At 54.0% G+C, this 24,831-nt stretch carries 23 protein-coding genes and 1 tRNA gene; 6 read left to right on the top strand and 18 right to left on the bottom strand.

Annotation, left to right across the window (positions count from 1 at the left end; genetic code table 11):
* Positions 1-290 precede the first annotated feature (290 nt).
* The gene (locus tag ACR0QW_RS01145; RefSeq protein WP_432641888.1) at positions 291-1,211 is read left to right on the top strand and encodes a LysR family transcriptional regulator; all 921 of its coding nucleotides are present in this window, start codon (positions 291-293) and stop codon (positions 1,209-1,211) included.
* 49 nt (positions 1,212-1,260) lie between these two features.
* On the opposite strand, the gene ACR0QW_RS01140 is transcribed toward ACR0QW_RS01145, so the two are convergent.
* The gene (locus ACR0QW_RS01140; RefSeq protein ID WP_432641887.1) at positions 1,261-2,181 is read right to left on the bottom strand and encodes a LysR family transcriptional regulator; all 921 of its coding nucleotides are present in this window, start codon (positions 2,179-2,181) and stop codon (positions 1,261-1,263) included.
* Positions 2,182-2,379: 198 nt separating this feature from the next.
* Between ACR0QW_RS01140 and ACR0QW_RS01135 the strand changes: the two genes are divergently transcribed.
* The 4 genes from ACR0QW_RS01135 to ACR0QW_RS01120 all read left to right on the top strand — a co-directional run bounded on the left by ACR0QW_RS01135 (position 2,380) and on the right by ACR0QW_RS01120 (position 7,719).
* Positions 2,380-3,726, top strand: coding sequence for an enolase C-terminal domain-like protein (locus ACR0QW_RS01135; protein WP_205407918.1), 1,347 nt, complete (start codon positions 2,380-2,382; stop codon positions 3,724-3,726).
* Positions 3,727-3,746: 20 nt separating this feature from the next.
* On the top strand, positions 3,747-5,054 hold the full coding sequence (locus tag ACR0QW_RS01130) for an SLC13 family permease (RefSeq protein ID WP_432641886.1): 1,308 nt from the start codon (positions 3,747-3,749) through the stop codon (positions 5,052-5,054).
* Between the two features lie 276 nt (positions 5,055-5,330).
* Positions 5,331-6,581 (top strand): RNA-binding domain-containing protein, encoded by a 1,251-nt coding sequence (locus tag ACR0QW_RS01125; protein ID WP_432641885.1) that lies wholly within the window; start codon positions 5,331-5,333, stop codon positions 6,579-6,581.
* A 196-nt stretch (positions 6,582-6,777) separates the two neighbouring features.
* Positions 6,778-7,719, top strand: a complete 942-nt coding sequence (locus tag ACR0QW_RS01120) for a threonine ammonia-lyase (protein WP_432641884.1) — start codon at positions 6,778-6,780, stop codon at positions 7,717-7,719.
* A gap of 127 nt (positions 7,720-7,846) precedes the next feature.
* Here ACR0QW_RS01120 and ACR0QW_RS01115 read toward each other — a convergent pair whose 3' ends face one another.
* A complete protein-coding gene (locus tag ACR0QW_RS01115; RefSeq protein WP_432641883.1) occupies positions 7,847-9,187 on the bottom strand; it encodes an MATE family efflux transporter in 1,341 nt (446 codons plus the stop codon).
* Between the two features lie 75 nt (positions 9,188-9,262).
* Positions 9,263-10,606, bottom strand: coding sequence for an MATE family efflux transporter (locus ACR0QW_RS01110; protein ID WP_432641882.1), 1,344 nt, complete (start codon positions 10,604-10,606; stop codon positions 9,263-9,265).
* Positions 10,607-10,779: 173 nt separating this feature from the next.
* Between ACR0QW_RS01110 and ACR0QW_RS01105 the strand changes: the two genes are divergently transcribed.
* Positions 10,780-11,958 carry a MalY/PatB family protein gene (locus ACR0QW_RS01105; RefSeq protein WP_432641881.1) on the top strand — a complete coding sequence of 393 codons (1,179 nt, stop codon included), beginning with the start codon at positions 10,780-10,782 and terminating at the stop codon, positions 11,956-11,958.
* An 80-nt stretch (positions 11,959-12,038) separates the two neighbouring features.
* Here ACR0QW_RS01105 and ACR0QW_RS01100 read toward each other — a convergent pair whose 3' ends face one another.
* The 15 genes from ACR0QW_RS01100 to ACR0QW_RS01030 form a co-directional block, all read right to left on the bottom strand.
* Positions 12,039-13,040 (bottom strand): gamma-glutamyl-gamma-aminobutyrate hydrolase family protein, encoded by a 1,002-nt coding sequence (locus tag ACR0QW_RS01100; protein WP_432641880.1) that lies wholly within the window; start codon positions 13,038-13,040, stop codon positions 12,039-12,041.
* Positions 13,041-13,270: 230 nt separating this feature from the next.
* On the bottom strand, positions 13,271-13,432 hold the full coding sequence (locus ACR0QW_RS01095) for a hypothetical protein (protein WP_432641879.1): 162 nt from the start codon (positions 13,430-13,432) through the stop codon (positions 13,271-13,273).
* Between the two features lie 49 nt (positions 13,433-13,481).
* Positions 13,482-13,634, bottom strand: coding sequence for a hypothetical protein (locus tag ACR0QW_RS01090; RefSeq protein ID WP_432641878.1), 153 nt, complete (start codon positions 13,632-13,634; stop codon positions 13,482-13,484).
* A gap of 392 nt (positions 13,635-14,026) precedes the next feature.
* On the bottom strand, positions 14,027-15,364 hold the full coding sequence (gene rpoN, locus ACR0QW_RS01085) for an RNA polymerase factor sigma-54 (protein WP_432641877.1): 1,338 nt from the start codon (positions 15,362-15,364) through the stop codon (positions 14,027-14,029).
* A gap of 161 nt (positions 15,365-15,525) precedes the next feature.
* Entirely contained in the window at positions 15,526-15,900 is a 375-nt protein-coding gene (locus tag ACR0QW_RS01080) for a RidA family protein (RefSeq protein WP_432641876.1), read from the bottom strand.
* Between the two features lie 251 nt (positions 15,901-16,151).
* Positions 16,152-16,228, bottom strand: a tRNA-Val gene (locus tag ACR0QW_RS01075).
* A gap of 44 nt (positions 16,229-16,272) precedes the next feature.
* Positions 16,273-16,977: a DUF554 domain-containing protein gene (locus ACR0QW_RS01070; protein WP_432641875.1), complete on the bottom strand. Its 705-nt coding sequence runs from the start codon at positions 16,975-16,977 to the stop codon at positions 16,273-16,275.
* A gap of 9 nt (positions 16,978-16,986) precedes the next feature.
* Positions 16,987-17,982 carry a ParB/RepB/Spo0J family partition protein gene (locus ACR0QW_RS01065; protein ID WP_432641874.1) on the bottom strand — a complete coding sequence of 332 codons (996 nt, stop codon included), beginning with the start codon at positions 17,980-17,982 and terminating at the stop codon, positions 16,987-16,989.
* The gene (locus ACR0QW_RS01060) at positions 17,972-18,736 is read right to left on the bottom strand and encodes a ParA family protein (RefSeq protein ID WP_432641873.1); all 765 of its coding nucleotides are present in this window, start codon (positions 18,734-18,736) and stop codon (positions 17,972-17,974) included. The genes ACR0QW_RS01065 and ACR0QW_RS01060 overlap by 11 nt, the downstream gene beginning before the upstream one ends.
* Positions 18,737-18,835: 99 nt before the next feature.
* Complete coding sequence (locus tag ACR0QW_RS01055) at positions 18,836-19,267, bottom strand: hypothetical protein (RefSeq protein WP_432641872.1); 432 nt, start codon at positions 19,265-19,267, stop codon at positions 18,836-18,838.
* Positions 19,268-19,345: 78 nt separating this feature from the next.
* Positions 19,346-20,059, bottom strand: a complete 714-nt coding sequence (gene rsmG, locus ACR0QW_RS01050; RefSeq protein ID WP_432641871.1) for a 16S rRNA (guanine(527)-N(7))-methyltransferase RsmG — start codon at positions 20,057-20,059, stop codon at positions 19,346-19,348.
* Positions 20,056-21,936, bottom strand: coding sequence for a tRNA uridine-5-carboxymethylaminomethyl(34) synthesis enzyme MnmG (gene mnmG / locus ACR0QW_RS01045; RefSeq protein WP_432641870.1), 1,881 nt, complete (start codon positions 21,934-21,936; stop codon positions 20,056-20,058). Before mnmG ends, rsmG begins: the two co-directional genes overlap by 4 nt.
* A gap of 17 nt (positions 21,937-21,953) precedes the next feature.
* Positions 21,954-23,333 carry a tRNA uridine-5-carboxymethylaminomethyl(34) synthesis GTPase MnmE gene (gene mnmE / locus ACR0QW_RS01040; RefSeq protein ID WP_432641869.1) on the bottom strand — a complete coding sequence of 460 codons (1,380 nt, stop codon included), beginning with the start codon at positions 23,331-23,333 and terminating at the stop codon, positions 21,954-21,956.
* 58 nt (positions 23,334-23,391) lie between these two features.
* Positions 23,392-24,147 (bottom strand): RNA-binding cell elongation regulator Jag/EloR, encoded by a 756-nt coding sequence (jag, locus tag ACR0QW_RS01035; RefSeq protein ID WP_432641867.1) that lies wholly within the window; start codon positions 24,145-24,147, stop codon positions 23,392-23,394.
* A gap of 35 nt (positions 24,148-24,182) precedes the next feature.
* Entirely contained in the window at positions 24,183-24,818 is a 636-nt protein-coding gene (locus ACR0QW_RS01030) for a YidC/Oxa1 family membrane protein insertase (RefSeq protein WP_432641866.1), read from the bottom strand.
* Positions 24,819-24,831 lie beyond the last annotated feature (13 nt).

Below are 24,831 nucleotides of genomic sequence, written 5' to 3'. Positions count from 1 at the left end.
AATCTGCTTCCTATGCAGTATAGCATATTTCTTCGTCAAAACGTTGTCCTGAAGATAAAAGAAAACCCTGTGATTTTGAGCAGAGCTTTCTTGGTGCACTGCATATAGGTATGCTGTCATATTTTGCCATTTTTCTATCTAGTTGTTATTTTAAATACCTGATATTAAGTCATGTATTTGCTTGTTCCATTCATTATATTGTTCTATAATTTATATATACACTTAATAAATCACCATAGATTCCTTAATTATTTTTCTAAGTCAGTCGGAAGGAGGATGGTTTTCTTTTTATGGATACAAGATTGATTGAGCATATCCTGAAAATCGCGGAAGAAAAGAGTATCACCAAGGCTGCCGAGAAGCTGTATCTGACGCAGTCAGCCCTGAACCAGCAGCTGCTGCACCTGGAACATGAACTTGGTACAACGTTGTTCAACCGGAGCAAAACCAACTGGGGACCTACAAAAGCCGGAGAAATCTACCTGGAGGGAGCCCGGGAAATGCTGCGGGTGAAACAGCAGACCTACAGCCGGATCAGTGACCTGACCAACGGCTATAAAGGCACCATCCGGGTGGGAATGACACCTGTACGGGGGCCTGACATGTTCATCCATGTCTACCCGGCTTTCCATAAGGAATATCCCAACATAGAAGTGATTCCCTATGAGATGAATGTATTCCAGATGCAGAAGCTGGTGAGCATCGGAGATCTGGATCTGGGATTCATGACCCTGTTCGAAAGCCAGCGGGATGACAACGAATACCAGAATCTGTACAGAGAAGAAATCTTGATTGCCGCCCCGGAAAGCTGGGACTTCGGGGACCAGGTCATCCGGAAGGAAGGCTGCCGCCAGGCCCTTCCCCTTCAGGCCCTGAAGGACCGCCCCATGATTCTGCTGCGGAAGAAGACCACCATGCGCCCCATCCTGGATAAACTGTTCCGCACCCGGAAAGTGGTCCCCCAGATCCTGTTCGATACTGCGAACCCAGCCACCATCCTGGAAATGGTCCGGGCCGAAATCTGCTGTGGCATCATCGCAGAATCCACCGTCTGCGGCTTCGATCAGGGCATCCGTTATTATTCCCTGGATAAACCCCTGCACTGGAATGTGGCCGCCAGTTACGCCAAAGGATCATTTGTAAGCAGGGCCACCCAGTGCTTCATCGACTACGCCAAAAAATACTGGCTAGAAAAAACGAAAGAAAAATAGATAAAAAAGGGAGGGGGTGTGAAAAATGTTTTTCACACCCCCTCGTTTTTTATTTCATCAAAGCTTTGACACTTTTCCGTTTGAAGTAATTCCGGATTTCCTCGCACAACCGCTTTTCCGGGGTATGCATCACCCAATTCTTCCGGCGGATCAGGGCAAATTTCCGGGTCAACGGCGGATCCATCCGATAATAATGGATCTTGTTCTCATCCTGCTTGCAGGACTTGCCGATAAAGGTGATACCGATGCCCATGGCCACCATGGCCCGGGTGGTGATGATGCTGTTTGTCTCGCACATGGTACTGGGATCAAAGTGCAGCGCCGAGAATAGATGATCCGTCACTTCCCGCAGGGTAGACCCCTTTTTGCAAATCAGAAAATTATCCCCTTCCAATTCCTGTTGGATTTCCTTCCAAGCGACCACTTCGCCTGGATTTTTTTTGCAGTAAGGATGCGTTTTGGGTACTGCCAGCAGGATTTCTTCCGTCCCCAGGATATCCACCTGCTCTTTGGCGAAAGCGGAAGTATTATGGACGGCCATGACGGCACAGTCGAGGTTTTCCTCCAACAGCTGTCGGGTCAATGCATTCACATTGGCTTCTGTGATTTCCACCGTGGCCTCCGGAAATTCTTTCTTGAAGGCAGGGATCACCGCTGTCAGCATCCGCAGGCACAGCTGGGAAGTCAGCCCCAGGGTGATATGGCTGCGGTTGTTCAGGGAACGGATATCCGCATAGGTTTCTTTTTCAATGTCCAGAATTTTCCGGGCCGCCTCCACATACCGTTCCCCGGCCGGGGTCAGCAGCAGTTTGTTCTTCGTCCGCTCGAACAGCGGTACGCCCAGTTTTTTCTCCAGTTTGCCCAGGTACTGACTCAAAGAAGACTGGGAAACGTACAGTTCTTCCGCCGCCTTGGTCATATTCTGTCTCTGGGCAATGGTCACAATATACTGGAGATGACGGGTATCCATGGAAATTCCTCTCCCCTTAAAAAAATTAAGATATTCTCTAAATATTTCTTTTAGAATAATCAGATAATATTAGTAAAACTGATTGACGGAATCATTATTACATATTGGCCAAGGAAAATCAAATTCGATATAGTGTAAACAGAAAATTTCAATGATTCAAAAGCAAATGATAAGATTCTGCTGGTTCCAAGGAGGAAAATGACAATGGCAAGCACACCGATCGTAACCGATATGAAAGTCATCCCTGTAGCCGGGTATGACAGCATGGAAATGACTTTGAGCGGAGCCCACGCTCCCTTCTTTACCCGCAACCTGGTCATCCTGCACGATAACGCCGGCCATGAAGGCATCGGAGAAATCCACGGCGGGGAATACACGAAAGAATGTCTGGAAAGCTACATTCCTCTGGTGGTAGGCCAGGAAATCGGCAAGTACCGCAGCATCCTGGGCACCATCCACAGAGGAGGGAAAAAAGCTGCCGGCGATGACGGCGAAGGTATCCAGACCCTGGACATCTCCAAGCTGAAATTCGTGGTCAAGGCCGAATGGGCTCTGGAATGTGCCCTGCTGGACCTCCTGGGCAAATATCTGGGTGTTCCCATGTGCGAACTGCTGGCTGAAGGCAAGCAGCGGAACAAAGTGGAAATGCTGGGCTATCTGTTCTACGTATCCGACAAAAACAAGACGGACCTGCCCTACCTGGATGAATCCGACAGCCCGGATCCCTGGTTCCGGTATCGCCGGGGTGAAATCCTCACCCATGAACAGGTGGTGGAAGAAGCCCAGATCCTGCACGAAAAATACGGCTTCCGCAACTTCAAGCTGAAAGGCGGGGTCATGGAAGGCGAATATGAAATGGAAACCTGCCGGGCCTTGAAGAAAGCCTTCCCCAATGCCCGGATCAACATCGACCCCAACGGGGCCTGGAGCCTGGAAGAAGCCATCCGGCTGTGCAAGCCCATGGAAAACGTCCTGAGCTACATCGAAGACCCTACCGGTCCGGAAGCCGGTTTCTCCAGCCGGGAAGTGATGGCGGAATTCAAGAACGCCTGCTCCCTGCGGGTAGCCACCAATATGATTGCCACCAACTGGCGCCAGTTCTACCATGCAGCGGCTCTGAAGGCCGTGGATATCGTCCTGGCCGATCCCCACTTCTGGGGCATGGAAGGCAGCCTGCGCATGGCCGCTCTGCTGAAGGAATGGGGACTCACCTGGGGCAGCCACTCCAACAACCACTTCGACATCACCCTGGCCACTTTTGCCCAGGTAGGCGCTGCCGCACCTGGCAACCCGGCTCCGCTAGATACGCACTGGATCTGGCAGGATGGGCAGAACCTGCTGAAAGATACGCCGCAAATCAAAGACGGTTTCCTGGAAGTTTCCCAGAAACCGGGGCTGGGCGTAACCCTGGATATGGACAAAGTCATGGCAGCCAATGCGCTGTACAACAAGATGCCTTCCCACGACCGGGACGATGCCATGGCCATGCAGTACCTGATTCCAAACTGGAAATACGACTGCAAGAAACCGTGCCTGGTACGGTAAGGGAAAAGGAGGTCTGAATCATGAGTTTCGCAGCCCTTGTCGGCTTTGCGATGATGATCCTCATCACCACATTGCTGCTGAAAAAGAAAGTCAGTACATTATTCGCCTTCACCATCATCCCCATCATTGGTGCCTTTCTGCTGGGCGCCAGTGTCAAGGATGTGTGTGACTACGTCAAATTCGGCCTGGGCAAGACCAGGGACCTGATGTTCATCATTTTCTTCTCCCTGCCTTATTTCTCCCTGATGAACGAAGTGGGTCTGTTCGATACCATGGTGGAATTCCTGCTGAAGCGGACCAAGCTCAGCGTTACGGTCATCATGATCATCACCGTCCTGGTTTCCCTGATCACCGAAATCGACGGCAGCGTGACTTCCACCTATCTGGTAACGGTCCCCATGATGCTGCCGCTGTATAAAAAACTGAAAATCGATCCGAAATGTCTGCTGCTGCTGTGTTCGGCCACCATGTGTACCCTGTTCATCACTCCCTGGAACGGCCGTACCCTGCGGGCCGCTACCCTGCTGGACGGGATTCCGGCTCCCCAGAACTACATCTTCGTCCATATGCTTCCGCTGATGCTGCTCTACATCGCCATGTGCATCGGGCTGGCTGTGATCCTGGCCCGGCTGCAGATGAAGAAAGGCGCCGGCCAAGTAGATGACTCCGTCATCATGCAGGACATGGAAAAGAAAGACCAGTCCGAACTGCGCCGTCCCAAACTGTTCTGGTTCAACCTGTTGCTGACGGTCCTGCTGATCGTGGGGCTGAGCGTGATCCCGGCCCCTGGCTACGTCATCTTCGCTCTGGGTCTGATCATCGCCCTGACGGTGAACTACCCGGACCTGAACCTGCAGAACCAGCTGCTGAAAAAATATTCCAAAGAAATGTACTCCACCGCCTGTGCCGTGTTCCTGTCCGGTGTCGTGGTCGGCGTACTGTCCAAGAGCGGAATGATGGATGCCATGGTCAATTTCCTGGTAGGGATCATCCCCAGTGTGATGGGTCCCTGGGTCTACCTGATCATCGCCATCTTCAGTGCTCCTCTGATGCTGATCTTCACCAACGATATCTGGCAATACGCCCTGGTCCCCATTGTGGCCGGAGTCAGTGCCAACTATGGTGTACCGAAGGAAATCGTGGTCATGACCCTGCTGATGAACATGGGTGCCATGGTTTCGCCGGTAGCCCAGCCGCAGATTTACCTGGCCTGTGACCTGGCTGACCACACCGAACTCCAGGATTACGTGAAGTTCTCCTTTATCCCCCTGTGGGTAATGAACCTCATGTGGCTGGCAGCCGGGTATGTCCTGGGAATCTTCCGGTAGGAGGACTTCCCGTTGAAATGACCGACAATGTCATACAACCATACATTGTTCCTTGAAACCAACACGAAAAAAGAGGATGCCAGTCCAGCATCCTCTTTTTTCGTGGGTTCTTGTATATACACCATTCCCCGCCCTGCTTATTTTCAATCATAAATTTATTTTTCGTCCATATTTCAGCTGTAAATCAGCTGTATTTTTTTATGGTTGAAAATATGGCTGATTTCAGCTACAATAAAAGTGAAAATAACCCATTTCATTCTGCAGGAGGTGCTCAGCATGAAAGAAACCCATACCCTTGAATACAAGCAGGAAATTACCAATACATTTTTAAAGACTGTCAGCGCCTTTGCCAATTATGACGGTGGAACAGTTATTTTTGGAGTCCAGGATGATGGAAAAATCATCGGGATCCAGAATCCGGATGCGGCTTGCCTTGACATTGAAAATAAAATCAATGATGCCATTTCTCCCCAGCCTCATTATGAATTAGAAGTCCATAACCCAAATCACACGGTGGTCCTGACAGTCCATCCAGGGCTTGATAAACCCTATCTTTACAAAGGCAAAGCGTATAAAAGAAATGATACTGCCACCATTGCCGTTGATTCTCTGGAGCTTTCGAGATTAATCCTACAGGGCAGAAATATGGATTTTGAAGCACTGCCTGCCGCAAACCAGGATCTCTCTTTCCACTTTTTAGAGGAAAAAGCAAAAAAAGAAATCGGGATCCAGGCTTTGACACTGGACGTGCTCAGGTCACTCAATTTATATTCAAACCAGGATGGCTATAACCACGCCGCGGAATTATTGGCAGACCAGAATGATTTCCCGGGGATCGATATTGCCCGCTTTGGAGATTCCATCAACATCATCCAGAAGCGTGTCACTTTCTCTCATGAATCCGTACTCCATGAACTGGAAAAAGCACTGGAAGTATATAGAGATACCTATCAGTATGAAAAAATCGAAGGAATGGAGCGCGTGAAAGTCAGCCTAATCCCTGAAGAAGCGTTTCGTGAAGCATTGGCTAATGCGCTGATCCATCGGACCTGGGATGTCAAGGCACAAATCCGTGTGCTGCTTTTCCCTGATCGGGCAGAAATCTCTTCCCCGGGCGGGTTGGCCAGTGGAATCTCCAAAGAAGAATACCTGCAAGGCAACCTGTCCGTGCTCCGCAATCCCATTTTGGGCAATATCTTTTACCGTCTCCATATGGTTGAAATCCTGGGTACCGGGATCCTGCGGATCCGGGCTGCATATGAAAAGAGTTTGAAACAACCGGTATTTAAAGTCCAGGAAAATTCCATCACCGTAATCCTCCCGGTAGTAACCCTTTTTGATTTAACCGAAGACGAGCAAATCATTTATCAGGCGCTGAGCCGGAATATCCCCAAATCCATCAGTACGATTCTGCCATCCATCCCCTTCGGTCGTTCCAAGGCATCTGCGCTCCTGCAAGCACTGGCAAAGAAAAATTACATCATCATCCAGGGCCGTGGCAGAGGAACCAAATACAAAATCTTATAAAAAGGAACAGGCCGCTGCCCGACCTGGGAACGGACGCCCCTTATGGGACATCCCTACAAAGGGTACAGTAAATTTGTATATACAAAGGGGTTTGTACAACCGTTGCATATTGGTTGTATGACATCTTTCCCCCTTGCCCGGCCTGCTGCTTTCTCCTATAATGGAACCAAATCATCATTCCGAAGGAGGTCTTTTTATGCTGTCTCTTGAACAGATTTTCCAGGTCAGGAACCGGCTGGCACCCTATGTATACCATACGCCCCTGCTGCGGCTGAAGCCGCTGGATCCCGTGCTGGGCTGTCAGGTGTACGTAAAGGCAGAATGTATGCAGCTCACTCATTCCTTCAAAATCCGGGGTGCCCTGAACCGGATCCTGCAATTGACGCCGGAAGAACGGACCCGGGGCGTGGTAACCGCATCCAGCGGCAACCATGGCCGTGGTGTGGCCTATGCCGCCAAAATGCTGGGCATCAAGGCCACGGTAGTCATTCCCGACCATGCACCTGCCATCAAGATCCAGGCAGTTCGGGATCTGGGTGCGGAAGTCATCCTGTGCGACAAGCCCAAACGCTTTGCCATTGCTGAAAAGCTGCGGGATGAAAAGGGACTGTGGTATGTGCCTCCTTTCAATGATTATGACGTGATGGCTGGTCAGGGGACCATCGCACTGGAAGTCTTCGAAGATCTGCCGGATCCGGATGCCATCCTGATCCCCCTGGGCGGCGGCGGGCTCACTAGCGGCATTGCCACTGCCGTCAAAGGAATCCGTCCGGCAACAAAGGTGTATGCCTGCGAACCGGCCCTCATCCCCCGTTTCTCCGCCAGTCTCCAGACTGGCAGACCCACGGCTGTACCCCAGGTGGATACCATTGCCGATGGCGTGGCTACCCTGTGCCCGGGAGATCTTACGTTCCCTATTGTACGGGACAAAGTGGATCAGGTACTGGATGTTCCGGAAGAAGCTCTGCTGCCGGCCATGAAACTGCTGCTGACGGAGGGCAAGGTACTGGCAGAACCTTCTTCCACCATCGGCATGGCCGCCATCCAGAGCGGAAAGGTCCGGTTCAGACCGGATGAGAAAGTCGTATTCATATTGTCCGGCGGAAATGTGGATCTGTCACTGGTGCAAAGGTTATAAAGAACAGGCCGCTGCCCGACCTGGAAACGGACGCCCTTTATGGGGGCGTCCCTGTGAAAACAACGCATAGCAAAAGAGTCCGCACAACCATTGTTTCTTTGGTTGTACGGACTCTTTTTTCTTTTCTTTATCCCCTGTGTTTCCAGTGCAGATAGAAATACAGGAGTTCCAGCACACAGCAGCACATCCAGCCCACCGGGTACCCGAACCCTACGGTTAGCGGCGTATTGCTGCCGTAGCGGGTCACGAAGAACAGGTAGGTCTGACGAAACAGCACAAAAGAGCACAACATAATCACCATGGGACCGATGGAATCGCCCCGGCCCCGCAGAGCCCCGGCCAGTACCTGGTTGACGCAGTTGAACAGGGTGAAGAACAGGTTCACCCGGATAAAAGCGGCTCCCTGCTCCACCACAGCCTCGTCCCCGTTGAAGAGCCGCATGGACAGGGCCGCCGTGGCCACCAGGACCGCACACAGGGTCCCGTTGATCAAAAGAGTCAGCAGGATGGACTTCACCGTGCCGTCATCTGCCCGCTCATGATTGCCGGCACCCATATTCTGGGCCACAAAGGTAGTGGAAGCCATGGCCATGCTCTGCATGGGCAGCATGATGAACTGGTCAATCTTGTTGTAACAGCCCCAGCCAGCCATGACCGTAGCACCGAAGAAGTTGATGTAAGCCTGGACGAAAATGTTGGAAAAGGACGTGATCACGCTCTGGAGGGCAGTGGGCAACCCAATCCGGAAGATGTCGCTCAGGATGCCCTTATCCAGGCAGATATCTTTGAACGAAAACCAGTAGATATCGTCTGCACGCATGAGCACCACCATGGTAGCCGCCGCGGAAATGAACTGGGCCAGGATGGTAGCATAAGCCACACCGGCAATGCCCATATGGAACTGGATCACGAACAACAGATCCAGGAAAATGTTCAAAACACTGGTAAGGATCAGGAAATACAGGGGCCGTTTCGTATCCCCCACAGCCCGCAGGATACCGCTGCCCATATTGTACAACAACAGACCCGTGACACCGGCGAAATAGATGCGCAGATACTCGGCAGCCTGGCCGAAGACATCTGCCGGCGTCTTCATGAAGCGCAGCATGAAGTCCGTCCCCCCCAGGAAACCCAGGGTAAACAGCACACACAGGATAAAAGTGGCGGCCATGGTGGTTTCCACCGCCCGGTGGAGCATCTTATGGTCTTTGGCACCGAAGTATTTGCCGATGATCACCGTACCGCCAATGGAAAAACCGTTGAAGAAAAATACGCTCATGTTGGTGATCATGGTAGTGGAACTGACGGCAGCCAGAGCCTGGGTGCCCACAAAATTGCCCACCACAATGGAATCCACTGTGTTGTACAACATCTGGAATACGTTGCCGATCATAAGGGGCAGGGCGAATTCCAGCAGCAGCCGGGGGATACTGCCCCGGGTCATATCTTTTGTTTTGGTCTGTGCCATCGGATTCCCTGCCTTTCTGTAGATAGGATGCACATTGATGATTCCGTTATATGGACAATAAGAGAAAGATCTGGATCAGCGGGCTCTGTGTTTCCAGTGGATATGGAAATACAGGATTTCCAGGATGCAGCAGGTCGTCCAGCCCACCGGGTATCCGAAACCAACGGTCGGCGGTGTATTGCTGATGAAACGGGTCATGATGAAAAGATAGATTTGCCGGATCAGCACAAAGGAAAACAGCATGATCACCATAGGCCCCATGGAATCGCCCCGGCCCCGCAATGCCCCGGCCAGTACATGGTTCACACAGTTGCACATCAGGAAGATGGTATTCATATGGATGAAGGACGCACCGGACAGGATCACGGCTCTGTCACTGGTAAAAAGCTGGATGGCTTTTTCTGCTCCTATGAACAGGCTCAGGGCAATGGCCCCGGTAATCAGGACGGACAGCCCCACGGAAACAGCCGTACCTCGATCTGCCCGCTGCTCTTCCCGGGCGCCTATGTTCTGGGCCACAAAGGTAGTGGAAGCCATGGCCATGCTCTGCATGGGCAGCATGATGAACTGATCCAGCTTGTTGTAACAGCCCCATCCGGCCATGACCGTGGCGCCGAAAAAGTTGATGTAGGACTGGACAAAGATGTTGGAAAAAGAGGTAATCACACTCTGAAACGCCGTGGGCAGCCCAATCCGGAAGACTTCACGCAGGATGCCCCGGTCCAGGCACAGGTCTTTGAGGGAGAACCAGTAGATGTCATCCGTGCGCATGAGCACCGCCATGGTTGCCGCCGCGGAAATGAACTGGGCCAGGATGGTGGCATAGGCCACACCGGCGATGCCCATGTGGAACTGGAGCACAAACAGCAGATCCAGGAAAATGTTCAGGACGCTGGTAAGGATCAGGAAATACAGGGGCCGCTTCGTGTCCCCCACAGCCCGCAGGATGCCGCTGCCCATGTTGTACAACAACAGGCCCGTAACACCGGCAAAGTAAATGCGCAGGTATTCCGCAGCCTGGCCAAAGACATCTGCCGGCGTCTTCATGAAATTCAGCATGAAGTCCGTTCCCCCCAGGAAACCCAGAGTGAACAGCACGCACAGGATGAAAGTGGCGGCCATGATGGTTTCCACCGCCCGGTGGAGCATCTTATGGTCTTTGGCACCAAAGTATTTGCCGATCACCACCGTACCGCCGATGGAAAAGCCATTGAAAAAGAATACACTCATGTTGGTGATCATGGTGGTGGAACTGACAGCGGCCAGGGCCTGGGTGCCCACAAAGTTGCCTACCACAATGGAATCCACCGTGTTGTACAACATTTGGAACACGTTGCCGATCATAAGGGGCAGGGCGAATTCCAGCAGCAGCCGGGGGATACTGCCCCGTGTCATGTCTTTTGTTTTGGTCTGTGCCATTCAATTCCCTGCCTTTCTGCGCCATGTATAGTTATAATTTATTATATGGAGAGAAACGAAAAATGTAAAGAAGCAGGGGACCCGCTCCTGTTTTGACGTTTCTTTGAAAAACCGATACAATAAAACCATGTAATCCAGTAGGTTTTAAACCAAAAGAAGGAAGGTCTTATTTGATGGGAAAATATGATTTTGACAAAATCGTCGATCGGAAGAACACCAGCTGCCTGAAATACGATTTCGGCATGCAGCGCAAGGGACGCACCGACTTGCTGCCCATGTGGGTAGCTGATATGGACTTCGCCCTGCCGGAAGAAATCCTGGCCGACTTCCACAAGCGGATCGACCACGGCATCTTCGGCTACACCGATCCGGACGCCGAATATTATGCGGCTCTGAACCGCTGGACCACCGCCCATTACGGCTATTCCGTGGATCCTTCCTGGGTGACCTTGGGCTGCGGAGTAGTCTTCGGCCTGGCGACCGGCGTAAAAGCATTCTCTGAACCAGGAGATGCCATCCTAATCCAGCAGCCGGTATACTACCCGTTCCGGGAAGTGATCGAAGACAACGGACGGAAGTTCATTAACAACCAACTCCATTACGAAAATGGTAAATACACAATTGACTTCACTGATTTTGAGAAGAAAATCGTAGAAAACCATGTAAAGGTCTATATGCTGTGCAATCCCCACAATCCGGCGGGCCGGGTATGGACGAAGGAAGAACTGACGAGGCTGGGGGATATCTGCCTGAAGCACAACGTGATCATCATGGATGATGAAATCCACTGCGACTTCGTCTATGCCCCCCATACGTTCATCAGCTTCATGACCCTGGGCGAAAAATACCGGAAACTGCTGGTGCTGTACCATTCTCCCAGCAAGACCTTCAACGTGGCCGGCCTGCAGCCTGCCAACATCATCATCCCCGATAAAGAACTGCGGAAAAAATATCGCAGGGCCAACGCTGCTGCCGGCTACAGCCAGGGCAGCATCATGGGCCAGGCAGCCGTGAAGAGCTGCTACACCAAAGGGGACGAATGGGTAAAGGAACTGGTGGACTACATTGCCGGAAACATTGCCTATGTGCGGAATTTCGTGAAAAAGAACCTGCCCAGAGCCACCTTTGTGGAACCGGAAGGCACATACCTGGTATGGATCGATTTTTCCGGGTACGGATTCACGGATGATGAACTGGATCACCTGATCACCGATGAAGCCAAACTGTGGCTGGATTCCGGCAGGATTTTCGGCAAAGCCACATCCCAGTTCGAGCGGTTCAACATGGCCTGCCCCCGCAGCACTGTAGAAAAAGCCTTCAACCAGCTGAAAGAAGCCCTGGAAAAACACTGATCAGGGACAGCAAAAAGGGGTGTGAAAAAACACTTTTTTCACACCCCTTCACCAATTACCAGCTGATGGAAACCAGCTGATTATTTAGCCGCCGTGGCTTTTTCCGTGGCCGCTTTGACCAACGCCTTGAAGAAGGCCATAGACGTATCCACATCACAATAGTCCTTGGCATCCTTCTTGTTGACCAGGACCTGACTCAAGTCGTTTTCCGGATGGAACTGCAGGGCTACCGTGAACAGGTTCTTCGGATTTTCCACGCCTTCGATGATGGAAACACCATTATAGGTAGTTTCTGCAGTCTGCACCAAATCCGTGCCGGCAATGCTGCCGATGGCCTGATGGTGCCAGGAGGACACATTCTTCAGCTCATCTGCCCCCACAATGTCCCGCAGATGGGATTTTACCGGCAGAATGTGCACATCATGACGGGCATAATCCCTGTTGGGGGTACCCGGAGGCATCCGGTGGAAATCATCGTGATAGGTCTGCCCCTTATCTTTATAGTAATCGGTCAGATCCTGGATGATCTTTGCCCCGCTGACCACGCCCAGCATCTGTTCACTGCGGCATACATCCAGGGTAGGGATATTGTTGGCCAGGCAGTAGGCCTGCAGCGTATAGTCGGAAATATCCCGGGTGGCATTGATGCCTTCCCCGTGGTTCTTTTCCTTTTCTGCCTCTTTATACAGAGAGGGACTGATGTCTTCGCCGCCGGTACCGAACACCCCATCCACGCCCTGCATCACAGTGGCAATGTTGGTTTTGGAGAAGTCTTTGGCTTTGATCTTGGCAGCATATTTTTGCTTCAGCATACCGGATTTTTCCAGGGCACTTTTATCCACGGCCCCATCGGCATCGTATTTCACGTCGCTGCTTTTGATCTGGCCCAGTTCCACCGGGACGCCGCCAGCCAGTTCAATGATCTTCTTGAAGGCAGCATAATCCTGCTTGTTGCTCTTCCAGGAGATCCCGATGACGGGCTTGCCGCCCACCATGGCATGGACATCATAGGCCAGCCCCAGGGAAAGGCTCATGGACAGCGCCGTTACGGTCAATACTTTTTCCAGCTTTTTCAACATCATTTGCCTGCACTTCCTCTCTAGAATCGTTCTTGATTGAGAATGCTACATACAACCCAATTCTAAGTTGTGGTCCCGAAAAGGTCAATCAAAGATTTGAATTTCCTGAAAATAAGTTTTTTCTTGTACACAATGATACAATCGTTGTATCAGATACACAATGGTGGAGATACCGCAGGGAGCATGCGATATCTCCACCATTGTTTCCAGGTCGCCCAGCGGGCGTCCTTTTTTTATACCCGGAATTCCCGTTTCACCATACCGGAAATTTCCAGTTCATACCCAGTGGCCTTGGATCTTTTCCGGCTCTCGCCCATGACCCCTACAAACAAAAGATCCTTCAGGCTTTTCACTGTTTTCGTCATTTCATAACCACGCTTTGCCGTCATTCCCATGATTCATCCCTCCTGCTTCTTTACTTTCCTACCGAGATTCCGACTTCGCTCATTCGAAATCGAAATAACCCATGGGATCCCAGTCCTTCAGGCTGGGGACGTCGCTTCCGGACATTCTGGGAGCGAACAGTTCCATGATTCTTTCCTCTACTGCGGCGGCTTTTTTCCGCGCCTTCATTTTCACCTTACTATTCATTCCCATTACAGTCCCTCCTTTTTGTTCGGCTATTTCCGAACTGTCTTTATTATAACTTATCTATTGTTCGTGTATAGTGTTTCACAGTTAGTTCACAAATTGTTGTTACAAATAGCAGGAAATTGTAATTAATTTTACGGAATTTAAGATTATTTAGGGCAAAAAATCACCGGAGGCGATTGTTCGTCTCCGGCTCAATGGACTTCCCATTATCGCAGGGTCTGCAGTCAGGAAAGACCGTTCCCAGGTCAGCTGATGGCCCACAAAGACAGCTCATCTTTCCCTGTCCAATAAGGACTTCTGCCTGGAACTGCCCGAGCCTTATTTACAAAGGAGGGCGAAACGCAATCCAACCTGTAGGCAACCTTTGCCGGACAGAAAGTGGATGGGCTGCTTTTTTATTCCCACTGCTTCCGCCCGCTCTTGCCGGGTATGCCCAGCTTCACCCGGTACTTGTTCACCGTGCGCCGGGCTGTGTGGACCCCCTGCTGCTTCAGGGCTTCGCAGATGGCCTGGTCACTGAGAGGATGCTGCTTGTCCTCCCGGTCAATGACCTGGCGGATCAGCTGCTGCAGCCGTTCTTCCGTCACCGTACCAGCGGCCTGGGACGCCGCCTCCCCTACCAGTAGGCTGTCAGCTTTGAAACAGCCCCACCGGCACCCGATGGACTTGTGCTGCAGGGCCCGGCTCACTGTGGAGATGGCCAGTCCGGTTTCCTCCGCCAGGTCTGCCAACTTCAAGGGCTGTTTGTGCCCCGGCCCCAGCCGGAAAAAGGATTCCTGATGAGTCACCAGGGCCTGGAACACCAGCAGCAGCGTCTGCTGGCGTTCCTTCAAAAGCTGCTGCAAGTACCGGGCCTTACCCAGCTGTTCCTTCAGATACGCCTTCACCTGTGCATTAGCCTGCTTCTTTCCCCAATCCAGATATTCCTGGTTCAGCACGAACTTGCCGCCCCAGCTGTCATATACAGTAATGGTCAGACCTTTGGCGCCCACGTCCACCCGTACATCCTCTCGCTGGTAAGCCACCGGTCCGGTGCTGGCGTACCGGGCCCCGGGCCTGGGGTCCAGGCTGCAGATCATTTCCCGGGCAGCCAGCACTGCCTGTTTCGTGGCACGGAACTTTTCGGCCAGAGCCGGAATCTGATTCTGTCCCAACAGGTCCAGCCCCTCCCGGATGATCTTCCGCACCAATTCCGGAGCTTCCGGCGGAAGCTGCAGTTCCAGGCACTGAGCAAGACTTTGGGCCCCTACGCCCGCCGGTTCCAGCTGCTGTACCCGCTGGAGTGCTGCTTCCACAGACCGGGACTCCACGCCAAAGGCCTGAGCTGTGGCCTCCACGTCCTCCCGCCACCAGCCGTTGCCATCCAGGGTGCCGACAATGTACCGGGCCAGCTGCCGTTCTTCTCCGTTCAGCTCCTGGCAACCCAGCTGTTCCTGGAGCACCTGCTGCAGGGTCTCCTCCTGCCGGACCACATTGGCCAGAGGGTCCGGTGCCGGTTCGTCGTCCCGGGAACGGGCACCATGACTCCGGGAATACTCCCGGCCATCCGTTTCCTGCCAGTCATGATTTCCATTGCTCCAGGTGAATTCCAGCAGGGGATTGGCCTCCACCGCCTCCTGGACATACTGGTCCAGCTCCAAAGAATTCAGTTGCAGCAGCTTCATCTGCTGCACCAGATGGAGATTGAGCTGCTGCCGCTGCTGGGGTGCCAGGGTCAGTTTGGTAGTTGGCATGGAAAGGACCTCCTTTGGAAAGGGACGACGGGTATCGCCGATGACCCGCCGTACTGCTGTACCATAATTATACAGCACCACAAAAGAAAAAGAGCCGTGAAAACCTCCACGACTCTCTTGTCTTTTGCTGCTGATTAGTAATCAGTACCAATCTCTGTTTTTCACTTCTCCGCAATGGCTTCAATTTCACATTTCACGCCCAGGGGAAGGTCTTTCACTGCCACGCAGGAACGGGCCGGATTGCTGACGAAGTATTTTTTGTATACGGCGTTGAAAGCGGAAAAATCGCCCATATCCGCCAGGAAACAAGTGGTCTTCACCACTTTGTCGAAACCGCTGCCGGCAGCTTCCAGGATGGCTCCCACGTTCTTGCAGGCCTGTTCAGCCTGGCCTTCGATCGTATCAGCTTCCACCTTGCCCACAGCCGGATTGATCGGAGTCTGCCCGGAGACAAACACCATATTGCCGCATACCTTGCCCTGGGAATACGGGCCTACCGCGGCCGGAGCATTTTTCGTTGCAATCGTTTCTACCATACTGATAATCTCCCTTCAAAATCTTTTTGGATAAGCCCATGATAATATACGGGAACCGGTTCCGTCAAACCTTTTTGGAGCACTCCGGGCACCCGGGACAAAGTCTCTCCTTCCGGGCAGTCCCTGTGAAAAATGAAGTCAGGATTTTTATGTTTATGCAGTGGACATTGGCAAGATGACCATCTTGTATTTTTATGCAAAAGCACACAGCAAAAAGGCTGTCGCCCCAGCGACAGCCTTTGATTTTCAATTGGTGGGATTATGCGGATTCGAACCGTAGACCTCATCGATGTGAGCGATGCGCTCTAACCAACTGAGCTATAATCCCGATAAATTGTATTATACGCTTATGAGCCTAAAATTGCAAGCTTTTTATAAAAAAATCCGCGCCAGCACCCCGGCTACCACCAATCCGGGCAGCATATTCCCCACCCGAATCTTCAGCAGCTTCGTCATGTTGATGCCCACGCCCAGGATCATGAGCCCGCCGCTGGCAGAAATCTCCTGTACCACAGTCTGGCTCATATAGGGTCCCAAAAAGCCGGCCAGCGCTGTCAGGGTTCCCTGATAGATGCCTACGGATAATGCGCTGAACAGGACCCCCAGTCCCATGTTGGACGCATAGATGATGCCGCTGAGTCCGTCGATCATGGATTTGGCATAAAGGGTGGTAGCATCCCCGGTCAGCCCGTCCTGAATGGACCCCACAATGGCCATTGCTCCTACACAGTACAGCAGACTGGTAGAAAGGAAGCCCTCTACGAAGACGTCCGTACTGACATTGCCTTTTCCTCTGGTTTTCTGTACTTTTCCGGCCAGCCACAGGCCCACTTTTTCCAGTTTTTCCTCAATATCCAGGGCCTCGCCCACGATGGATCCGATCACAAGGCTGACGATGGTAATCAGGATATGGGTCCCCTGGAGGGCCATCTGCAGTCCCAGCAGAATCACGCACAGCGCCAGGCCATAGATTACCGTTTCCTGGTACTTTTCCTTGATGCCCCGGCCCACCAGAAGTCCCGCCAGGCTGCCGGCCGCAATGGCTGCCACGTTTACAACTGTCCCTGTTCCAACCATAGCGCCTCCTTACACTGTGAACCGGCCGGGAGTTTTCCGTCTGCTGACAGGTTCCGGTCCTTTCAGCAGCTCATAGAGCCGTTCCAGATCCTCATCCCCATAATACTCTATCAAGATCCGGCCACCCTTCTTCCCATCGGGCTGGATTTTTACCCGAGTGCCCAGGTACTGGATCAGCTGTTCCTGGAAGGCTTTCACATCCAGATCGTCTGCCGCGGCATCGGATTTGTTCTTCTTTCCTTTTCGAGAGTTTTTTTCCGGCTTGATCAGCGTCTTCTCCGTCTCCATATAGATATGGTAGGGCTTCCCTGTCTTCACCGCCTTCACCACTTCTTCCAGGATCCGGGCAGACCAGCCGCCTTCCACAGCCTGGGCAGCCACTTTTTCCATCTGTGCCGCCTGAGAAAGCCCCAGGAGCGGCCGTACCTGTCCGGCGGTCAGTTTGCCCGCAGTCACCAGTTCCTGCACCTTAGGCGGCAATTTCAGCAGCCGCAGGGCATTGGTCACAGCCGTCCGGCTCTTGCCCAGTTTTTTTGCTGTCTCCTCCTGGGTCAGTCCCAGAGCATCCATCATATTCTGGATGCCCTTTGCCTCTTCCAGCGGGTCCAGATCGCTGCGCTGCATGTTTTCCACCAGGGCCACTTCCATCATGGTGGCCTCATCGTAATCCCGGATGACCACCGGCACTTTGCTGAGCCCTGCTTCTTTCGCCGCCCGCCAGCGCCGTTCCCCTGCCACGATTTCATACTGCCGGCCCTTCTTCCGCACAATCAGAGGCTGGATGACCCCACTGTGCTTTACGCTTTCCACCAGTTCCTGAAGTTTATCCGGATCGAACACGGTCCGGGGCTGGTAGGGGTTGGGCCGCAGATTCTTCACGGCCACTTCGCCCACGTTCTCTTCTGCCTTCCGTGCCTCGATCACCGGAGCCGGAGCCTTTTTGCTCCGGGTGCCGAACATCTTATCCAGGCCCGTCAGACCCAGACCTCCTTTTTTACCGGCCATGCCGCTTCACCTCCTGTGCCAATGCCCGATATGCCTCCGCCGCCTTTCCGTGGGGATCGTATACCGTAATGGGCTGTCCGTAACTGGGTGCCTCCCCCAGTCGTACGGAACGGGGAATCACCGTCCTGTACAGCAGGTCGGGGAAATGGGTACGCACCTGCTCCACCACATCATTGGACAGATGGGTCCGGCTGTCCGCCATGGTCATGACGATGCCGTCAACGGTAAGATCCGGGTTGCTGGACTGACGGATCCGGTCCACCGTGTTCAGCAGCTGGGCCATCCCTTCCAGGGCATAGAACTCACACTGCAGAGGCACCAGCACCCCATCCGCTGCCGTCAGGGCATTGATGGTCAAAAAACTCAGGGAAGGCGGACAGTCAATCAGGATAAAGTCGTAGTTTTCCTTCACCTTACCCAGGTGTTTTTTCAGGGCATTGGCCGGATTTTTCTTCCCGATCAGATCGATCTCCGCCCCGGCCAGATCCATGGTGGCTGGCGCCACCCACAGGTTCTTCCAGGCCGTGGAGACGATTACATCTGTCAGATCCGCATTGTTGATCAGCACATCGTACATGCAGCGGGGCAGATCCGTTTTATCGATGCCCAGGCCGCTGGTAGCATTACCCTGGGCATCCAGATCCACCAGCAGGACTTTCTTCCGGTTTTCCGCCAGACAGGCTGCCAGATTGATGCTGGTAGTGGTTTTCCCCACGCCGCCTTTCTGGTTGGCGACAGCAAGGATTCGGGACATGGGCGTCACTCCTTTCTAACAAAAGATACTGTAGACTATTGTAACACAGAACAGGGGATGTTTCACGTGAAACATCCCCTGTTAAAAATGTTGCCAGCATCATATCTTGAAGTCTACAATGGCGCTGATCCCTACGCCTTCCACCCGGCTGATATTACTGATGCTTGTGGAATCAATGGGGATCATGGCCTTGACCCGGGCCACTTTCACGAGGCTGCCTTCCAGCTGGCCCACGGCCTTGACCTTGTCCACCTGTGCCTTGGGCCCCACTACCTGTACGGCACCGATGTAGCTGCCGCTGCCCAGGCTCAGGATGGGCACCACCTTGGTGGCATAATGGGTATCCAGACCCTTCTGCAGGGTCAGTTTGTTGATGAAGGTATTGATTTCGCCGCCGAACCGGCTGACCAGATAGCTGATGCCGCCCAGTTTAAGGACGGAGCCCAGATCAAAGGCCTGGGCGGGCAAAGCACGGGTGCCGGCTCCCAGCATATAGGCCGCAGCAACCGCGGCCACCAGTTTCTTGTTCATATCATGACCTCCTTGGAACGTTTATGAATGAGTTCCTGATTCATCGTTTTTCGCTATGTTCGCAGCTCCTGCTGTCTTTTACAGCGGTCTCTTGCTGGCTACGCCGGCTTTCCGGGGATACTGCCTGGGGGTGGGACGCACTTTTTCTATCGTGATGATGGCCCTGTGATCCGTCAGTCCGGGCAGCTGCACCGGCCGCACTTCTGTAATCTTTCCGCCCAGCACTTCCACAGCGTGATGGGCCGCATCCACTTCCTCCCGGTACCTGCTGCCCTTCATGGCATAGAACACACCGCCCACCCGCACCAGGGGCAGGCAGTATTCCGCCAGCACCGGCAGGGCCGCTACGGCACGGGCCACAGCTACATCGAACTTCTCCCGCAGAACCGGGTCCTTTCCCGCATCCTCTGCCCGGGCGTGGGTACACCGTACCTGCCCCAGCCCCAGGCTCTTCACCACCTGCTCCAGGAAGTGCAGCCGTTTCTGCAGGGAATCGATCAGGGTCACCCGCATGCCGGGATCGTAAATCTTGAGAGGCAGTCCGGGGAACCCGGCCCCGGTGCCCACATCCACGATGGTGTGGTTGTGGAACCGCTCCTTGTTATACACCAGCAGGGAATCCACCATATGTTTCACTGCCACTTCATCCGGGTCAGTGATGGCCGTCAGGTTCAGACTTTTATTGGTCTCCAGCAGCAGGTCCGCATAAGTGCCGAACTGGTCCAGCTGCTGTCCTGTCAGGGAATAGCCGGCCTGTTGTGCCGCCGTCTCCAACGTCTCACGAAAGCTCATGCCTGTTCCTCCTTCCGCCGCCGTGCTTCCAGATAGATCATCAGCACGCTGATATCCGCCGGAGATACCCCGGAAATCCGGCTGGCCTGGCCGATGGACACCGGCCGCTGTTTGCTCAGTTTTTCCATGGCTTCGGAAGACAGTTCGTGGAGCTGGGTATAATCCAGATCATCCGGCAGCAGTTTGTCCTCCAGTTTCAAAGCCCGTGCCACTTCCTGTTTCTGCTTTTCGATATAGCCCTGGTACTTCACCTGCACATCCACCTGCTCCGCCGCATCCACAGGCAGCTTCTCCAGGTCGAAGGCTTCCGCCAGCTTCTCATAAGTTACTTCCGGACGCCGCAGCAGTTCCAGCACATTGATGGAACTGCGCAGAGGTGTGGATCCCATGGCTACGATTTTCTGCTGGTTCTCCTCATTGGGCGCCAGATTCAATTTGGACAGATGGAACAGGGTCCGTTCGATGATATCCCGTTTCTTTGTAAAGGCTTCGTACCGGGCGTCGGTCACCAGGCCCACATCCCGGCCCTTCTGGGTCAGCCGGAGATCTGCGTTGTCCTGGCGCAGCAGCAGCCGGTATTCCGCCCGGCTGGTCATCATCCGGTAGGGTTCGCTGGTGCCTTTGGTCACCAGGTCGTCGATCAGGACGCCGATATAGGCATCGCTCCGCTTCAAGATCAGTGGCTTCTTCCCCTGGAGTTTCAGGGCCGCATTGATGCCGGCCATGAGTCCCTGGGCCGCCGCTTCTTCGTACCCGCTGGTGCCGTTGGCCTGGCCCGCACTGAACAGACCGCTGATCTGCTTGTGTTCCAGGTTGGCCTTCAGCTGCAGAGGGTCCAGACAGTCATATTCGATGGCATAGCCTGCCCGCATCATCTTGCAGTGTTCCAGGCCGGGAATGGTCTGCATGAACGCCACCTGGATCTCTGCCGGCAGGGAAGAGCTCATGCCCTGGACATACACTTCATTGGTGCGCAGCCCTTCCGGTTCCAAAAACAGCTGGTGCCGGTTCTTGTCGGCAAACCGGATGATCTTGGATTCGATGCTGGGGCAGTACCGGGGCCCCACCCCTTCGATGGTTCCGTTGAACATGCAGCTCCGGTCCAGATTGTCCCGGATGATCTTGTGGGTGCGGGGATTGGTGTAAGTCAGATAACAGGGCACCTGCAGCCGGGTAGTAATGTGACTCATGAAGGAGAAGTTCCGCACCCGTTCGTCCCCATACTGGGGTTCCATCTTGGTGTAATCCAAGGTCCGGGCGTCCACCCGGGCAGGGGTCCCGGTCTTGAACCGCATCAGCTGCAGACCGGCTTCCTGCAGGGACCCGGTGAGCTTCATGGCCGAACGCTGGCCGATGGGTCCCGACATATAAGCTACTTCCCCGTACAGGATCTTGCCCCGCAGGTAGGTACCCGTACACAGAATCACGCAGTCCGCCTCGAACACTTCACCGGTTTCCGCTTCCACGCCCTGGACGGCGCCGTTTTTGATCAGCAGCTTGTCGATCATCAGCTGCTTCACATCCAGGTTGTCCGTGTTCTCCACCACTTCTTTCATGATGGTATGATACAGGGGTTTGTCCGCCTGGGCCCGCAGGGCCTGCACCGCATAGCCCTTACCCGTATTCAGCATCCGCATCTGGATGCAGGCCTCATCAGCCGCGATCCCCATCTGCCCGCCCAGGGCATCGATTTCCCGTACCAGATGGCCCTTGGCCGGTCCGCCCACGGAGGGGTTACAGGGCATCAGGGCAATATTGTCCATGGACAGGGTGGCCAGAAGGGTCTTCTGCCCCAGCCGGGCAGCCGCCAGGGCTGCTTCACAGCCAGCATGGCCAGCCCCTACAACAACGACATCATAATGATCCACTACGATCATGGTATTTTCCTCCACACTTATTTGCCCACACAGAACTGGGCAAAGATTTCATCGATGATTTCATCCGGCACGTCTTCCCCGGTGATTTCCCCCAGGTCGTGGAGCGCTTCCGTCAGGTCGATGGTCAGGCAGTCGTATGGCAGGTGGGCCCGGGCCCCCTTCAGGGCATCCCCCACACTTTGGAGCGCCTTTTCCAGCAGCCGCTGCTGCCGGGCATTCTGGGTCATGCTGCCGCTTTCGCTGTCACTGCCTTCTCCGTACACGAATTCCTGCAGCCAGCGGGCCACCTGATCCATGCCCTCTCCAGTCTTCACAGAAAGGACGATCACATTTTTCTCTCCGTAAGCGTCCTCCAGAGCCTTTGTATCCAGGGCCACCCTCAGGTCCGCCTTATTGACCAGGATCAGTTTGGACCGATCCTTCAGGCTTTCCAGCAGTACCTTGTCCTCCTCACCCAAAGGCTGGGAACCATCCAGCACCACCAGGGCCAGCTGGGCATCCTCCAGGGCCTCTTTGGAACGTTCCACCCCGATTTTTTCCACATAATCTTCCGTATCCCGCAGGCCCGCCGTATCGGTGAGCACCAGCGGGATCCCGTTGATAGTCATCTGCTCCTCGATCACATCCCGGGTGGTGCCGGGGATGTTTGACACAATGGCCCTGTCTGCCTGGAGCAGGCTGTTCAGCAGGCTGGATTTGCCCACGTTGGGCCGCCCTACGATGGCTGTGCGCAGTCCTTCCCGCAGGATCCGGCCCGTGCTGCCCTGGCGCACCAGTTTTTCCACGGCGTCCCGGCCTTCCGTCAGCACTGCGATGGCCTTATCATAGGTCACATCCTCGATATCCTCCTCCGGATAGTCGATGACAGCTTCCAGCTGCACCACCAGGTCCCGCAGCTTTTTCCGCAGGTCCTTCACCCTGCGGGAAAGACCTCCCTGGTGCCCCCGGTTGGCAGCCACCAGTGCCCGCTTGCTCCGGGCGTTGATGATGTCCATGACACTTTCCGCTTCCGCCAGATCCAGCCGGCCATTCAAAAAGGCCCGCTTCGTAAATTCCCCAGGCTCTGCCGGACGGGCTCCCGCCTTGTAGGTCAGGGCCAGGATCTCCTGCAATGCCTGGCGGCCTCCGTGACACTGGATCTCGCACACATCCTCCCCGGTATAGGAATGGGGGCCGGGCATGTACACGGCCAATACTTCATCCACCACCTGGCCCCTGCCATCCAGGACATGGCCATAAAGGAGTTTTCGGGCATTATCCTTGCCGGGTTTCTCCCGCCCGGTGAACAGTCGGTCCGTAATGGCAAGGCTCTCCGGCCCGCTGAGCCGGATCACGCCGATGGAGCCCACTCCCAGGGCAGTGGCGATGGCACTGATGGTATCCTCAAGAAGTTCCATAATTCCCTCCAAAAAAAGAGCTCCGAACAAAGGTGTCCGGAGCTACGTTGGTACTATGTCATTTCAAATCGATGACCACTTTGCGGTAGGGTTCCTCCCCTTCGCTGTAGGTGGTGATCGCCGGATCGTTCTGCAGGCTCATGTGGACGATCTTCCGTTCGTAAGGATTCATCGGTTCCAGCATGGCTTTCTTATGCGTCCGTCTGACCCGGTCAGCCAGGTTCTTTGCCAGCCGTTCCAGCGTCTGGCGCCGGCGTTCCCGGTAATTTTCCGCATCCAGGATGACCCGGTTCCAAGTTTTGCGTCCCTTGTTCCCGGCCAGGCTGGTCAGGTACTGGAGCGCATCCAGAGTCTGGCCATGCTTGCCAATCAGCACGCCGATTCCTTCACCGTGGATCTTCAAGACCACTTCGTCTTCCTTCTGATTGACGAATTTCTCGATGATCAGGTCCATCCCCATGGCGCTGAAGATCTGTTCCAGGAATTCCTTGGCAGCAGCCGCTGTGGCTACCAGATCGGCTGCCCGGTCTTCTGCCGGTTTCTTTTCCGGAACCGCCGGTGCTTCCGGCGCTTCCTCAATTTCCTTTGCCGGTACTGCCACCGGTTCTTCTGCAGCCGCTTCCGGTTCCGGAGCCGGAGCTTCCTTTACGGTCACCCGCACCTTGGCGTCCCGTCCGCCGAACAGGCCCAGGATCGAGCTCTTGGAAGATTCCAGTACTTCCACCTCTACTTCGTCCCGGCTTACGCCCAACTCTGCAAGGGCGGCCTTGACTGCGTCCTCAACGGTTTTGCCCGTTTTTTCTACAACGTTCATCTTCCTGCCTCCTTCACCGGATGTGCCGGCGTAAATTACTGATTATCCTTGCTGTGCCGATCCATCAGGAACTGCTGACCAATCTGCATGATGTTCATAACTACCCAGTACAGTACCAGCCCAGCCGGGAATTTCAGGGAAATATACCCGATGAACAGCGGCATGAAGTACAGCATGATCTTCCCCTGGGGATTGTCAGAAGGAGGCATGGTCTGCTTGGACTGGATGAGTGTGGTCAGGGCCGACAGAACCGGCAGGATGTAATAGGGATCCGGATCTGCGATGCTCTGCATCCACAGGAAGGAGCTGGGTCCTTCATAGTTGAAATCCCGGATTCCGTAAAAGATACCGATCATGATGGGCATCTGGATCAGCAGCGGCAGACAGCCGGCCAGGGGATTGACCCCTTCCTGCTTGTACAGTTCGGACATTTTCTGGTTCAGGGTCACCTTGTCGTCCTTGTACCGGGCCTGCAGTTCTTTCATCTTGGGCTGGATCCGGCTCATGGCCTTGGTGGAAGCGACCTGCTTGGCCGTCAGCGGGGCAAGGATCAGTTTGATCAGAATGGTCATGATGATGATGGCCAGCCCGTAGCTGGGTTCCCCGACCAGCCGGGTCAGTTCATAGATATGGCCTACGACCTGTTGGACAAACGAGCTTAAAATTTCCAAAGTTCGACTCCTT

This window comes from Acidaminococcus sp. (assembly GCF_050873445.1).
Classification (GTDB): domain Bacteria; phylum Bacillota; class Negativicutes; order Acidaminococcales; family Acidaminococcaceae; genus Acidaminococcus.
Note: the sequence above shows the minus strand (reverse complement) of the source record. Positions and strands in the feature narration are given on the sequence as shown.

Excerpts from the sequence above, each read along its gene's own strand:
- ACR0QW_RS01060 (WP_432641873.1), bottom strand. The coding sequence starts at position 18,736 with ATGTCCCGAATCCTTGCTGTCGCCAACCAGAAAGGCGGCGTGGGGAAA.
- ACR0QW_RS01110 (WP_432641882.1), bottom strand. The coding sequence starts at position 10,606 with ATGGCACAGACCAAAACAAAAGACATGACACGGGGCAGTATCCCCCGG.
- mnmG (WP_432641870.1), bottom strand. The coding sequence starts at position 21,936 with ATGATCGTAGTGGATCATTATGATGTCGTTGTTGTAGGGGCTGGCCAT.
- ACR0QW_RS01120 (WP_432641884.1), top strand. The coding sequence starts at position 6,778 with ATGCTGTCTCTTGAACAGATTTTCCAGGTCAGGAACCGGCTGGCACCC.
- ACR0QW_RS01115 (WP_432641883.1), bottom strand. The coding sequence starts at position 9,187 with ATGGCACAGACCAAAACAAAAGATATGACCCGGGGCAGTATCCCCCGG.
- ACR0QW_RS01095 (WP_432641879.1), bottom strand. The coding sequence starts at position 13,432 with ATGGGAATGACGGCAAAGCGTGGTTATGAAATGACGAAAACAGTGAAA.
- ACR0QW_RS01090 (WP_432641878.1), bottom strand. The coding sequence starts at position 13,634 with ATGGGAATGAATAGTAAGGTGAAAATGAAGGCGCGGAAAAAAGCCGCC.
- ACR0QW_RS01070 (WP_432641875.1), bottom strand. The coding sequence starts at position 16,977 with ATGGTTGGAACAGGGACAGTTGTAAACGTGGCAGCCATTGCGGCCGGC.
- ACR0QW_RS01140 (WP_432641887.1), bottom strand. The coding sequence starts at position 2,181 with ATGGATACCCGTCATCTCCAGTATATTGTGACCATTGCCCAGAGACAG.
- ACR0QW_RS01125 (WP_432641885.1), top strand. The coding sequence starts at position 5,331 with ATGAAAGAAACCCATACCCTTGAATACAAGCAGGAAATTACCAATACA.
- mnmE (WP_432641869.1), bottom strand. The coding sequence starts at position 23,333 with ATGGAACTTCTTGAGGATACCATCAGTGCCATCGCCACTGCCCTGGGA.
- ACR0QW_RS01065 (WP_432641874.1), bottom strand. The coding sequence starts at position 17,982 with ATGGCCGGTAAAAAAGGAGGTCTGGGTCTGACGGGCCTGGATAAGATG.
- rpoN (WP_432641877.1), bottom strand. The coding sequence starts at position 15,364 with ATGCCAACTACCAAACTGACCCTGGCACCCCAGCAGCGGCAGCAGCTC.
- rsmG (WP_432641871.1), bottom strand. The coding sequence starts at position 20,059 with ATGAGCTTTCGTGAGACGTTGGAGACGGCGGCACAACAGGCCGGCTAT.
- ACR0QW_RS01105 (WP_432641881.1), top strand. The coding sequence starts at position 10,780 with ATGGGAAAATATGATTTTGACAAAATCGTCGATCGGAAGAACACCAGC.
- ACR0QW_RS01080 (WP_432641876.1), bottom strand. The coding sequence starts at position 15,900 with ATGGTAGAAACGATTGCAACGAAAAATGCTCCGGCCGCGGTAGGCCCG.
- ACR0QW_RS01145 (WP_432641888.1), top strand. The coding sequence starts at position 291 with ATGGATACAAGATTGATTGAGCATATCCTGAAAATCGCGGAAGAAAAG.
- ACR0QW_RS01055 (WP_432641872.1), bottom strand. The coding sequence starts at position 19,267 with ATGAACAAGAAACTGGTGGCCGCGGTTGCTGCGGCCTATATGCTGGGA.
- ACR0QW_RS01100 (WP_432641880.1), bottom strand. The coding sequence starts at position 13,040 with ATGATGTTGAAAAAGCTGGAAAAAGTATTGACCGTAACGGCGCTGTCC.
- jag (WP_432641867.1), bottom strand. The coding sequence starts at position 24,147 with ATGAACGTTGTAGAAAAAACGGGCAAAACCGTTGAGGACGCAGTCAAG.
- ACR0QW_RS01135 (WP_205407918.1), top strand. The coding sequence starts at position 2,380 with ATGACAATGGCAAGCACACCGATCGTAACCGATATGAAAGTCATCCCT.
- ACR0QW_RS01130 (WP_432641886.1), top strand. The coding sequence starts at position 3,747 with ATGAGTTTCGCAGCCCTTGTCGGCTTTGCGATGATGATCCTCATCACC.